We start from the raw sequence: 12,742 nt of genomic DNA, 5'->3' as shown, positions 1-12,742 counted from the left end.
AGTGATGGGCCTGGTCGGCGTGTCGGGAGCCGACCAGGCCGCATCGGCGCGACAATGCAAGTAAATCGTTGCGCCGCAAGGGATCTGGCTGATGTTACGGACACGGAACGAGCAGCCTTCGTTGTGGGAGTCGATCCTGCCGGAGGTGTGTTTGCGGCTGCCGGCAGAGCTGGAGCGGGTGGACGCATGGCTGGATGACGAGCGGTTCTTCGCTCCGTTCGTGCCGCACTTCAGCACCCGGACGGGTCGACCGAGTGTGCCGATGGAGACCTACCTGCGGTTGATGTTCCTCAAGCACCGCTACGGGTTGGGGTATGAGTCGCTGTGCGCGGAGGTGTCCGACTCGATCTCCTGGCGGCGGTTCTGCCGGCTGAACATCGACGACCCGCTGCCACACCCCACGACCCTGATGAAGATCACCACCCGCTGCGGGGAGACCGCGGTGGCGGCTCTGAACGAGGCGGTGCTGGCCAAGGCGACCGCGGCGAAGCTGGTGAAGACGGGAAAAGTCCGCGCCGACACCACCGTGGTGTCGGCGAACGTGAACTACCCCACTGACACCGGACTGCTGGCCCGTGCGGTGAGCAAGATCAGCGGGCTGGTCCGACGGATAAAGACTGCTGGTGGCGCGGTCCGGACCCCGTTTCGGGACCGATCCCGCACCGCGGGGCGGCGGGTCCGCACGATCACCTCGAAGCTACGGCTGCGAGGCGCCCAGGCCCGCGAGGAAGCCCAGGCCACCGTCCGGCGGATCACCGGCGAGTTGGCCGGCCTGGCCGCGCGGGCGACCCGGGACGCGGCGGCGATGCTGCGCAATGCCCGCCGGGCGCTGCGCACGGCAACCGGCCACGCCCGAGGACGGCTCCGCCGGGCGATCAACGAACTGGCCGCCACCCTCGAGCGGGCCGGACGGATCGTGGCCCAGACGCGGCTGCGGCTGGCCGGGGACACCCCGGACTCGGCCACCCGGCTGGTCAGCCTGCACGATCCCGACGCCCGCCCGATCGCCAAGGGACGCCTGGGCAAGCCTGTGGAGTTCGGCTACAAGGCCCAGGTCGTGGACAACGCCGACGGTGTCGTACTCGACCACACCGTCGAGGTGGGTAACCCGGCCGACGCGCCGCAACTCGTGCCCGCGGTGCAGCGCGTGCAGCGCCGCACCGGCAACACACCCCGCGCGGTGACCGCTGATCGGGGCTACGGGGAAGCTTCCGTCGAGACGCAACTGAACGACCTCGGCGTGAAAACCGTTGCCATCCCACGGAAAAGCAAGACAGGACTCGCCCGACAACACCACGAACGCAGGCCGTCGTTCCGCAAACTCGTCAAGTGGCGCACCGGCTACGAAGGGCGCATCAGCCACCTCAAACATCGATACGGGTGGGACCGCACCGGTATCGATGGCATCGCCGGGGTGCGGATCTGGACCGGGCACGGCGTCCTGGCCCACAACCTGGTCAAGCTCACCGCCCTGGCGGCAACCGCCAGGGCGTGAACCAGTGAATCCGGCCCAACCACGGCCGGGCGACTGCTGGGCAGTTGACCGCCACCTCAGTTTTTCATGACGAAGTAATTAGTCCGAGGCGTCCATGAGCCACCCCTGCTCCTTGTGCGGGCTAGTAGCGTTCACTGGGTGTGTTGGAGCGACACAGCCGATGGTGGGACGGTAGCCGGTGACGACTGAGCCTCCGCCTGCTGCAGGCACCTCGAGCAACACGACGAGCGGCATGGCCAACAATGTGGTGCAGGCGGCGGCGATCCACGGCGATGTCCACATCACTCAGACCGGCCGACATGATCCGGATGCGGTTCATCAGGCTCAGGAACAGGTCATTACGGCCTATCGTCGGCTCGACGACGTCCAGACGCAATTGACGCAGATGCAACAACAACTCCTGGCTAGCGTGACCGCCGAACGGAACATCACGCAGGTGGTCCTTGCGCTGCAGCTCGCCTTGATGCGCTTGCAGGACATGATCGCGCATCTCACCTGGCAGCGCGATCACCACCAGCACGAAGCCGACCGGAGCGTGGCCGAGCTGGCGCGAACCCGACGTGAACTCACCGACGCCCACCGGTCGAAGGAACGCACCCAGCATCAACTGGATCGGGCCCTGGACGAGCGGACGTTGGCGGTGGAGCTGATCGCCGTTCTGCATCGCAAGATCAACACTCTCGAGCGCCAGCTCCGCATGCTCGGCCCTGACACCAGCAGCGCCGAGGACCTGTCGCCAGCACAGCCCTCAGTGCCCCGCCTTCCCCATGTCGGCGTCGGTGTCGACCTGGCCGGGGTGGACGCGGTCGTGCACCGCATTGGCGCGTACCTCGATGAGCAGCATCAGGACTTGTCGCACATCGCCGAGGCATTCGCCGTGTCACCCACCCCGACCGGTTCTGCCTCAGCCACGGCGGACTGGGTGCAGCCCACCACCCGTGACGAGCTCACCGGCCTCCTCAATCGTCGCGGTGCCATGAAACTACTTCGGGCATTGCTCAGTGGCGATGCTGCCGCCGCAAGCCACGTCGCCGTTTTGTTCTGCGACATCGACAACTTCAAACGCATCAACGAGTCCCTCGGCCACGAGGCCGGAGACGAACTGCTCGTCGCCGTAGCTCGCAACCTCGAGAGGGGGCTGCCCGAGGGCAGCGTCGCGGCCAGGGTCTCCGCCGATGAGTACGTGGTCGTCTGCCCGGATGTCAGACCGTTGGATGGCGTCGAACAGTTCGCCGCCCTGGTGGCGCCCCTGTTTCAGCAGGCGGTGCCGCTTCAGGGGCAGCTCGTCCGCGTGTCGGCGTCCATCGGCGCCGTGACGCCGACCGACACCTTGGTGACCGGCGAGGATCTGTTGCGGTTCGCGGACGCGGCGATGTACGAGGCGAAGCGGCGTGGCTACGGTCGGATGGTCGTCGCCAGCGCCGGGCTCGTCGCCACTGCGGATCGGCAAGTGCAGCTGGAGGGCGAGCTGCACGACGCGATCGCAGCAGATGCGTTGACGTTGCATTACCAGCCGGTCGTCGACGTGAACGGCACGATACTGACCGCTGAAGCGCTGGTCCGCTGGCAGCACCCCGAGTACGGACTGCTCACGCCCGACGTGTTCCTACCCGTGGCGGCGAGGAGCAACCTGCTGCTCGAGCTGGACAGTTGGGTTCTCCGCACAGCATTGCGGGCCGCGGTTGGCTGGCCCGAGCCGGCCGGCCGTCGAATTGCGGTCGCGGTGAACCTGTCCGCGCTGGCACCTGGCGATCCGGGGTTCACGACGACGGTGGCCGACGCTGTTGCCGAGTCCGGGATCGGCTGGGACCGGATTGTCCTGGAACTGGTCGAGACCCTGCTGGCCGGTCTGTCGCCCCTGACGATCGCGGAGATGGCCCATCTCGTCGACCGCGGCGTCCGGTTCGCCGTCGACGACTTCGGCACCGGTTACTCGTCGCTGGCCCGGTTGAAGGATCTACCTGCGCAGATCATCAAGGTGGACCGCCGATTCGTGTCCGGGGTCGGCGAAGATCCCGCGGACTTCGCGGTGGCCCAGGCAGTGATGATGCTGGCCCGTGCGATGGGTCGGAGTTGCGTCGGCGAGGCGGTAGAGACCGCCACGCAGTTCCACGTGCTGCGCGGCATCGGGGCCGACGCCTACCAAGGGTGGTTGTTCTCCAGACCAGTCCCCGGTCCTGAGCTTCACCAGTTACTTATGCGCGGCTCCCTACCCATGCCTAAAGCCGGTTGATGATGCCTGGGGCAAGGCCGTCTCAAAGGACCGAGGCCGCCATGATCACCGCGCGGCCGTAGTTCGGCAACCGCCGGCCTGTCCGACCGCCGGCTACCGCACTCTGGCCCGGTTCGAGGAGCAACGCGCCTACCTGTTCGGCACCGGCACCCGGCGAGTCTTCCTGGTCAGCGCCCCGCGACCTCGGCCGCACCGATCTGCTGTGACCAGGGCTGACGCGCCGAGGGAACGGAACTGTCAGTACGCGTCGTTACGCTTCCCGCGCACTCCGCGTTCGCCACTGGGCAACAGGCCAGCGGTACCTGCGTGTGCCCGGTGTCCGGAAGCAGCTGCGTGGCAGAGTCGTCATCCCCTCCTCCGCTCCCCGGACTACACGACAACCAGCGCCGGCTTGCCGCCGTGCTGGACCAGATCGACAAGAACCGATCCGGCAGCGGCCAGCACGAGGCGCTGTTCAGCCAGGTCAACACCCCGGTGCATGAGGTGGCCGCCCGGGCCCTTCGGCACGCCGGTGCCCGTGGACGCAGATGCGGACCCTGCCGCCGGCCAACAACCAGCGCCCCGACCACGATGACCTGACCAAGGCCGGTCCAGCGCGCAGCCCCCCGACGCGCTGGACCCCGCCGCCTTCAGGCAGGCCACCACCCGCACCGGGCCGGCGTCCAGCGACCACGACCAGCCGACCCCGACCGGCGTCAGGCCGACGAACAGCGGCAGCGCGCCAGCGGCCCCGCGGCTTGGCTTTCGAGATCCCGGGACGGGACCCCGCCCTCGGCGATTACACGTCGACCAATGCGCGCAGGGCGGGTTATCCACAGGTTATCCCCACCTCAGGGCAGCTCGAACGTGTGTTCGGTGTCGCTTAGCGTGGATACGAGCTCTCATGATTATCTGACGTGGTGTGACCGTCAGTTATCGCAGGCTAGGAGTGGTGACGGGGTCGTTGACCTGGCGTTGCCGGTCGGCCAGACCATCACGACCGTGCAGATGATCGCGGATGATCTCGGCCCAGGCGCGTTCGTCGACCCAGCCGTTGCGGTCAGCGGCGATCAGCATCAGTAATCGGTCGGTGCGGGCCTTGTTGGTCATCGTGTAGACCCGGTCGTCCAGCACGTTGTCCACGTGGCGGAAGACCTCCTCCAGCGGCCCGATCGAGTGCGGGCCGAACCCGTCACGATCGACGGCCTGGGTCAGGATCAACTCCCGGTTGCGCTCGACCCAGCTCCACGTGCCCGGCAGGCTGGCCTCCTGGGTGAACTGGTGCAGCGTGTTCTCAAACCGCGCCCAGTTCGTGGTGCTGGTCAGGCAGCCGGTCATGGCCTTGGTCACCGGATGGGTCGCGTCGTCGCGGATCGGCTCGGGCAGGGACTGGGCCAGACCGCGCCGCAGATGCCATTCACAGCGGCGCAGCCGAGGGGCCGGTTCGCCGGGCCACGCCGCGGTGACCGCGCGGGCGATGGCTGAGCCGCCGTCAGTGACCAGGGCCTCCGCGCGGCCCGCCAGCGCGGTCAGAAACCCTTGCCACGCGGCGGTATTCGCGGCCGGCACCGCCTCCAGGCGCCAGACCACCGGCCGGGCTCCCGGATACGGGTAGCCCACCGCGCCCAACACCGAGAACAGGGGTGTCCCGCGCGCGGCGGGCTGGGCGGCCGAGGCGCGGAACCCGGACTCGTCCAGGATCAGCCGTGGGGGCCACACCGTGGGCGCATACGCCTGCCAGATCACCGGCGCGAACACCGCGACCCAGTCGGAGATCAGTTGGCCGTGTCGGTTGGGATCGGTGAACTTGCGGCCCCGTTGCCGCTGCGGGGCCAGGCGGGTTCGGCCGGCCTGGTCCCGGACCAGCGCGGCGGTGGACCGAAACGACGCCCCGGTGGCGACCCGGGCCAACGCGGCGGCCACGGTCCGCACCGAGAATCCGTACAACCGGGGCGTGGGCTGGCCTTCCCAGGGTTCCAACGCGGTCGCGCATTCCGGGCAGGTGGCCTCGCCGCACCCGGCCAATCTGGGCAAGACCTCGGTGAAGCGGTGCCGCGGACTGCCGTCAGCCGGCGCGCACCACCAGCGTTGACGTCGTTGACCAGCCCGCCCGTACCAGCCGGCACGCACCCGCACCGACCCCTCGTGAGCCGGATCCGGACACGCCGGAATCTCCACGAAACTACTGTAGGTCACATCCACGCTAAGCGACATCGAACGTGTGTACGAAGGCCGGGTAGCGTGGCCCACCGTGGACGACTTCGACGCCAAGCTCCAGTACGACGGCATGCTGCGATACCGACGTGAGGCCGACGGCACCCACGTGGGCATTATTCCCGCGATCTGCAAGGCCTGCGGCGGCCCGCTGCACAAGGTCGGTGTGCGGGCGCGCCAGCGCGACGGTGTGATGATCGTCGACTGCGGACGCTGCGTGGACGCCGGTCTGCCTGGACACGCATTGCAGTTCACCGCGCACGAACCCGCGCCCGACCGCGTCGAACTCGACAGCACGCCCTACTTGTCGATCCTGCCGACTATGCGGCCATGACGGGTGGCAGGGCGGGGTTGAGCGCGCTCGCCGGCCTGCATCATCCCCACATCGTTACCCGGGAGTGTCAGGCGTAGATGTGATCGACGGCCAGGGTGCTTGCCGCACGGCGTCTTTGTCGGTGTTGTTGTCACAATGTGCCGTTGCGGCTATGCCGGCGGCGTGTGCGGGTGGCGCCGTTATGCCGCCTACCGATGCCCGTCTCGGATCTGGCAGACCCGGGGTGCTGATCATGACTGGCGTCGCATCGGCGACCTGGCCGGCGGTGATGCCGTCCACGGCCATCACGTCCCGGATGGCCGTTCCGCCAACACCTCCACGCCTGCCTGACCGACGCGCGGACGCATTGTTCGAGCTGTGCGACGCGGTGTTGTGCGGCGACGGGCCAGTCCGGTCGATCGCTGAGTTATCCCTGGTCGGCGAGCATCGCGGTGGCCACGGCAGTGGCTACGCGGGCCTGACCCGAGGCCAGATCGACATCGACCGGCTGCGCGCCGCGTTGACCAACGCACCGGTGCGGGCGCTGGGGCCCTTGTCGATCCAGGCTTGATTCCTCGCCGCCGGTCCGCCATGGGTCGGGCGGGTGGGATGTCGACGGTGACCAGGCCGCCGCGCTGCCAGTGCCTGATCAGCGCCGAAAGGCTGGCGGTGGTCCAGTCGGCGTGCACGCTGGTGCCGACGATGACGGGGTATGGCCGGTGCGGCGGGTGAGCTGGGTGAGGTAGTGGTCTTCCTCGGAGTCGCCGTGCCAGGAGGGGAGGTTCTGACCAAGGATGAGCCGGTTGTTGCGCGTTCGCGCAGGGAATGGAGCCAGCCGAGCAGCCACTGGGCCTCGGGCCACGCGTTCGGGTCGCAGGTCAGGGGCATGGTCAGCTCGCCAATTGCTGGAGGAGTCGGGTGGGGTCTGGCGCTGGGGGCCATGAGGGCGATGAAGTCCGGGGTCAGGCAGGGCGCGGCCGCCAGCGTGGTGCGCAGGTTGTCCTGTGAGGGGCCGCGCCATACGCCGCAGGTCTCGCAGGTCGCTCCGCAGCGTTCGGCGGGTGCGTCGACGCCCCTTGAGCCAGCCGCGCACGTCGTAGAGGGTGACGTGTCGGTGGCTTCCGATCGTTTCCATCGTCGCTCCGCTGGTCGCGTGTCGGGACCGGGGCTGTCTGGGCAGCATGGTACGACCGCCCGCGTACCTGCGTGCACGTTTGCGCTGGTCAGGGCGTTTTTGCTGGTTTTTCGTCGAGGTGGCGGTCGCGCGTGCGGGCGATGTCGCACGGATGTGCCGAGCGTATGTGGCCGGTTCCGGTTTTCACGGTGCGTGGCTGTTGACACCGCAGGTGAGCAGGGGTGTTGACACGCACTGTGACGGTGTACGGCTTCCGGAACGTCGGGAATCACACTGGCGATGCTTGCGCTGTTCCCAAAAAGTCTCTACATTTTTGGGAGCCAGCGTGTTGGCGGCTAGTTAACGGGGAGGTGCACCACGATGGGTACCGCAGTCGCCGATCAGATGCAGCTCGTCGAAAAGAAGTTCGCACAGGCGGACCATCTCGAAAGTGTCGCCGCGCATCTGCGTGGCAGCCAGCCCGATGACGCCGCCCAGTTGGACCAGGTCGCGACCGAGTTGATCGATGAGGTCGGGTTCGTCCGGGTCAAGGTTGCGGCTGAACTTCTGGACGTCGATGTCAAGACGGTCACGCACTGGTACGACCGTGGCGTGTTCCGCTCGTCGCGAGTGGATCCGTGTCATCCCAGGGTTCAGACCCTTGATCCAATCGTGGTGCGCGCGGTGTATTCGATCGTCAGGGAGCTACGAGCACTGGGCAAGGCCAACCGTCAGACGTTGCTCGAACAGGTCTGGCATCGCTTGCAGGACAAGGCAGAGCTGGAGTCCAGCGACGTTCAGGCCGGGCTCGCGGCGTGGCGTGCGGGCGACATCGTCGAAGCCTGACCTAACCAGCAGCCGGTCGACACGGTCTGCCACTCTGCCCGGATGCCGATCCGCGTGCAGATGGTGCGCCCCGCCGCCGAGTTCCGTGACGCCATGCGCAGGCGGGAACGCAAGGCGTACGACCAGTGGAAGGCCGACTTCGAGCGGCGTGGCTGTGCCGCGATGGGCTATCGCATGGAAGGCGTCGACCTCGACCGGTTGTGCGTCAGGCACCTGACTGACAACCTTCGCGTGGTCGTCGCCTTCCTGTCCCGCGAGGAAGCGCTGATCATTGCCCTCGGTCCGCACGATGAGACCGACAGGCGGATGAACATCTACAGCTTCGTCTACCAAGCCGCGGAGTGCGATGTGCCGACCGGCAAGCGCACCAAACCCTCGTGCTGTGACACCGACGGTTTTCCTCCGGTAGACGCGGAGCTGGCGGAGCGCTTGGCGGACAACATACGGGCGATGGAGAAGGCGATGCGGCGTCGACGCTCGTAGATGCGTGGTCGCCGGCGTCTGTGGTCGGGTGCCAGGCGCCAAACGGACCGCGTCCAGCGGCGCGGTCCAGGAACTGCGGCCGGTCTCCAGTGCGACGATGACCGAGTAGAGCCAGCTGGCTGTCAATGACATGTCGATCTTGTGCGACCCGGGCTTTCCGGTTGTCTCACCACAATGCCACCAAGATAAGTCTCGAACGCGTGACATTTCCTCGGCGCACGACCGAAGCAAGACCGCTGTCGGTCGGGCTATCCCGCAGGCGCTCTGCTTTCGGTGCCGCCGCCACTCACCCGCTTGAATACTTCCTGCACGGCTCGCGGCGACGTGCGTTGACGCGCCGACCGCGACCGAGCCGCGCCCAGTGACGAACGCTCCAGCAACCGCACCTTGTCGAGGGTCTGCTGGTATCGCTCGCGAGCCACACGCCACGCGCGGGCGAGCTCCTCATCGGTTAGCTGCGGGACGTGAAGCACAACGGCGTCCGATTGGGCCGTGCACCTGACATGCGGATCGACGACCCGCCACGCGCTATGTGAGCATTCTCTGTCGAGAATCTCGCCTTCCGGGGCTTCAGCGGCGAGCAGTAGTAGCCAGAGCTCGATCACGACTTGTCGTGGACGCCGGTCACTCTGCTCGTCGTGCTCCGCCGGGCAGCTGGTAGCGGGCGTACCGCTTGCAAGGAGGTACTTGGCAAGCCGCACCAGCTGGCGGAACCGATCACGGTGCGGTCCCCCGACGGTCGTTGCGTGCGAACACCGGTCGACGGGCATGACGTCGGCCTGCTCGTCATCGTGGAAGACGGGCATGACGTCGACCTGATTGTCGTGGAACTGGATACGAACGCTGGCTCGTGGCGCGTTGTCGACCAGGTCCTCGTGCACATAGAGGTTCCGAACCCGCCGAAGAATCTCGCCGGTGTGCTCGTCGCCGTCCTCGTCGAGGCTGACGAGAAAGTCGACGTCTTCCATCGGGCGCAGCTTCGTGCTTTGCCGGTAGGAGCCCATCAACCAAAGGTGGGCTGCCGTTTCCAAGTCCGTCGACGTGGGATCGGCGTCCCTATCGACGACGCGTTCGGCGAGCACCGTCGCGAGGTACCGCGCGTGCTCACTCAGCCGCTCGTCCGCCGTGGTGTCACGCTCGCTCATGTGCCCACTCTTTCCTTGCGGCGCCGGGTGATCTCGTTGCGATAGCGGCGTAGCCGCTGCTCAACTGCGCCCGGTGTAGTGCCCAGCTGGCTGGCGGCCTCGACCAGCGTGCAACCGTGCAGCACGATGAGCTCCGCGACGTCACGGAGCGGGCCCTTCATCGCGGCCAATTCCGTGCGCACGAGGTCGCGGGCAGCCGCTACGTCGGCCGGGTCGGCGCAGATCCGCGGGTCGAGAACCTTCCTGGCGGCGGTGTCGAAGTCGAGCACGTGCTCGGTGTGATCGTAAACGCGTTCCCGCTGCTGTTCACGCCGCCAGCGTCGCCACACACCTGGGAATACCGCTAGGCACGAACCGACAAAGTAGGTCGTCAGCGCCGCACCGCCCTCGATACTCCAGCCCGTGCCGTCCAGGCCCTTCGTGCGGAACAGTTTGATCGCCTCCGCGATGATCTCGTAGGCCAGCTCCTCGCGGAGCTCCTTGTCGCGGCGCAGCTCGTCCAGGTCTCGTTCGTCATAGAAAACGGGGCGACCCCGCTGCTTGCTCTGTCCGAAGACCGTTCCCCTGCGCAGCCACGACAACAACGTGGGGAACGCGTACGAGATCAGGTCCGCGATCAGCATCTGGTAATCGGCACCGGCGAACTCGGCGGCGACAATCCGGTTGTAGAAGGTGGCGTCCGCCTCACGCTGGGCGAGGTTATCCGCAGCTTTGCGGATCTTCTCGGCCTCGGGACCGTGACCGACCATGGTCAGATCGTGCGCGAGTCCGACCAGCGCGCCCCGGTCCAACATGGTCGGCGACATGAACAGGGCGCAGAGGTCGACGGCGTCGCCACCGAACTGCCCATCTACTTCCGGTTGTAGGTTCGCGCTGACGGCAGCCTGAAGCGCGAAGCGCGCTCCACCTGGCTGCAAACCCATGCGCTCCCACTCCCGGTTCTTCTGCGCGCCGCCAGTATCGATGGCCCGCGCCGCCGAAACTGCACAACGACACGAACCCTCGTATGTCGCCTCGAGCCGGGGACCCTACGGTTTCTTTCAAGATCTTTTCGGCGAAGGAGAACGTAGGGTGAGCTGTGGCTTTGGACCTACAGACCCGGCATGGCCGGGACGGTCCCGGTCACGATCACGACTAGGGGCAAGACCGATGTCGCGCACAACCAGCGGACCCGACGACCACTCCTCGCAGCCACTGCTTACCCAGCGCACCGCGCTCATTCTTCTGCTCGCGGTCCTCGCTGGCCTCGGCGCCGGAGCGCTTGGTCTGTGGGCCGGGCGGCACATCGCCGAAGCCCTGCTGCTCGGGCTGGGAGCGGCCGCCGGAGCGGCGGCCTTCTTCAACTGGCTCATCGGGCCGCGATGATGAACAGCGCCGGGGTGCAGGTGCCCTGACGGTACCGCTCCCCGACGCAAGCCCTGTAGACGGATACGAGCCGGCGCCGAAGGGCCGTTCGACGCCGGCGCCATGATGCTCCCTGCCGCAGGCCAGGCCGGAGGGATCACCCACCACGTGTGCGGCCTGGCTGAACGACAGACGCCGGGTGCGGTGAGTTCGTTGTGTGGCCGGGGCTACCGACGGCTTGCCCCGGCCATCCACCCAGCCGCAGCATGGACCGAGCGCTGCTTGCTAGGCGGCGAAGACCGGACGACTGGGAGGGAAAGCGGCCGTCAGCCTGGCAGGACAGTCGGGATAGCTCGCGCGGGTGTCGCGTCGGCGAACGCGTTCCACAACAGGTTGAGCGGGTGGTCGGCCGCGTAGCGGTCGCGTTCGCCTTTCCGGGCGAAGATCCCGGTGACGATCTCCAGTGGGGGGTGGTAGTCGTTGGCGAGGTCGATCTTGCGCAGGCCCTGGCCAGGAAGCCGGCCCTCGATGGCGGCGTCTGCGACACGTTCCGTGGTGAGAAGGCAGCCGTGCAGCAGCTGGCCGGTGAGCAGACCGAGGCCGTAAGTGAGGGCGTCGATGTCGGCGATGACGTGCAGCACGCCGCGGTAGTCGGGGCCGTACCACCGGCTGAGGAACTGGGCGAGCAGCCCGGCGGTGGGTGCGAGCAGCGGCAGGTTGAGGAGCCGGTCGGCGGTAACCGGGGTGTCGGGCAGTTCGCGCGGGGAAAGGTTGGTGAGCAGGGCGACGCGTTCGCGGTGCCATTCCAGGATGTCGTAGTCCAGGGTCGGGGCCTGTCCGGGTTCGGCGGCGAAGCTGCCGCAGACCAGGTCGACCTTCTTGCCGTCGAGTTTGCGCCACAGGTCGCGGGTGCGGACGTGCTCGATGTTGAGGTGCACGCCGCGGCGTTCGAAGTCTTCGCGCAGCGCGGGCCAGACCGCGCCGAGGAACTGCACGGTGAACTCGGTGGTGCCGAAGGTGACAGTGGATCCGACCCGGCGCCGGCTGCGGTGCAGGCCGTCGGTCCACGACAGCAAGGTCTGCCGCGCCAGGGCGACGACCTCGTCCCCAGTCGGGGTGAACAGGAAGTCCTTGCCGCGGCCTTGTTTGACCACCAGTGCCTCGCCCACCAGCCGAGTCGCGGTCTTGTTGAGGCTATCCAACTGCTTCTGCACGCTTGATTGCTCGCGCCCCAGCGCGCGGGCGGCCTGCTGCGCGCTGCCCGTGGTGTGCACGACGGCCAGGGTGCGCAGTTGATCGAGGCTGATGTCGAGTATCCCGGGCGGGCAGCTCAGCAGCGCCGACAGGACCTCCGCCGCCTCGTCGTCTCCGGTCTCCAGCACCGCGCCTCCTCGTTCTCCCCGCCACGTGGACGGCATACACCCTGGCATGGGAATTGTCCGCTCGGACAGTTGGAATGTCATTGAACGCAGGTCCCATGGAGATGTCCAAAAATGTCCGACCGAACATCTTTACTATTTATAATGTCCGGTCGAACATTTCGAGTGGGTGCGTCAGCCGGCCGCCCAGCAGAGCG

11 protein-coding genes are annotated in these 12,742 nt (G+C 67.3%); 7 read left to right on the top strand and 4 right to left on the bottom strand.

Annotated elements, in window-relative coordinates:
• The first annotated feature begins 91 nt into the window (after positions 1-91).
• Positions 92-1,495: an ISNCY family transposase gene (locus BCF44_RS01195; protein ID WP_116172192.1), complete on the top strand. Its 1,404-nt coding sequence runs from the start codon at positions 92-94 to the stop codon at positions 1,493-1,495.
• 232 nt (positions 1,496-1,727) lie between these two features.
• Positions 1,728-3,728: a putative bifunctional diguanylate cyclase/phosphodiesterase gene (locus BCF44_RS01190; protein ID WP_116172191.1), complete on the top strand. Its 2,001-nt coding sequence runs from the start codon at positions 1,728-1,730 to the stop codon at positions 3,726-3,728.
• 912 nt (positions 3,729-4,640) lie between these two features.
• Here the strand turns inward: BCF44_RS01190 and BCF44_RS01180 are convergent.
• Positions 4,641-5,639, bottom strand: a complete 999-nt coding sequence (locus tag BCF44_RS01180; protein WP_147328354.1) for a hypothetical protein — start codon at positions 5,637-5,639, stop codon at positions 4,641-4,643.
• 319 nt (positions 5,640-5,958) lie between these two features.
• On the opposite strand from BCF44_RS01180, the gene BCF44_RS01175 reads away from it, so the two are divergent.
• From BCF44_RS01175 to BCF44_RS55210, 4 genes are all read left to right on the top strand, one after another.
• Entirely contained in the window at positions 5,959-6,255 is a 297-nt protein-coding gene (locus tag BCF44_RS01175; RefSeq protein WP_116172188.1) for a hypothetical protein, read from the top strand.
• A 232-nt stretch (positions 6,256-6,487) separates the two neighbouring features.
• Positions 6,488-6,805 (top strand): transposase, encoded by a 318-nt coding sequence (locus BCF44_RS57325; protein WP_246014767.1) that lies wholly within the window; start codon positions 6,488-6,490, stop codon positions 6,803-6,805.
• A gap of 924 nt (positions 6,806-7,729) precedes the next feature.
• A complete protein-coding gene (locus tag BCF44_RS55215; protein ID WP_170217286.1) occupies positions 7,730-8,194 on the top strand; it encodes a hypothetical protein in 465 nt (154 codons plus the stop codon).
• Between the two features lie 42 nt (positions 8,195-8,236).
• Positions 8,237-8,677: a hypothetical protein gene (locus BCF44_RS55210; RefSeq protein ID WP_170217285.1), complete on the top strand. Its 441-nt coding sequence runs from the start codon at positions 8,237-8,239 to the stop codon at positions 8,675-8,677.
• Positions 8,678-8,925: 248 nt separating this feature from the next.
• Here BCF44_RS55210 and BCF44_RS01155 read toward each other — a convergent pair whose 3' ends face one another.
• Together BCF44_RS01155 and BCF44_RS01150 are read right to left on the bottom strand one after the other, a co-directional pair.
• Positions 8,926-9,822, bottom strand: a complete 897-nt coding sequence (locus BCF44_RS01155) for a nucleotidyltransferase family protein (protein ID WP_116172185.1) — start codon at positions 9,820-9,822, stop codon at positions 8,926-8,928.
• Entirely contained in the window at positions 9,819-10,745 is a 927-nt protein-coding gene (locus BCF44_RS01150; RefSeq protein ID WP_147328353.1) for an RNA polymerase sigma factor, read from the bottom strand. Before BCF44_RS01150 ends, BCF44_RS01155 begins: the two co-directional genes overlap by 4 nt.
• 226 nt (positions 10,746-10,971) lie before the next feature.
• On the opposite strand from BCF44_RS01150, the gene BCF44_RS01145 reads away from it, so the two are divergent.
• Complete coding sequence (locus tag BCF44_RS01145) at positions 10,972-11,187, top strand: hypothetical protein (RefSeq protein ID WP_116172183.1); 216 nt, start codon at positions 10,972-10,974, stop codon at positions 11,185-11,187.
• A 305-nt stretch (positions 11,188-11,492) separates the two neighbouring features.
• Here the strand turns inward: BCF44_RS01145 and BCF44_RS01140 are convergent, their stop codons facing one another.
• The gene (locus BCF44_RS01140) at positions 11,493-12,548 is read right to left on the bottom strand and encodes a LysR family transcriptional regulator (RefSeq protein ID WP_246014766.1); all 1,056 of its coding nucleotides are present in this window, start codon (positions 12,546-12,548) and stop codon (positions 11,493-11,495) included.
• Between the last annotated feature and the right edge of the window lie 194 nt (positions 12,549-12,742).

Origin of the sequence: Kutzneria buriramensis, from assembly GCF_003387475.1 — a bacterium.
GTDB lineage: Bacteria > Actinomycetota > Actinomycetes > Mycobacteriales > Pseudonocardiaceae > Kutzneria > Kutzneria buriramensis.
Note: the sequence above shows the minus strand (reverse complement) of the source record. Positions and strands in the feature narration are given on the sequence as shown.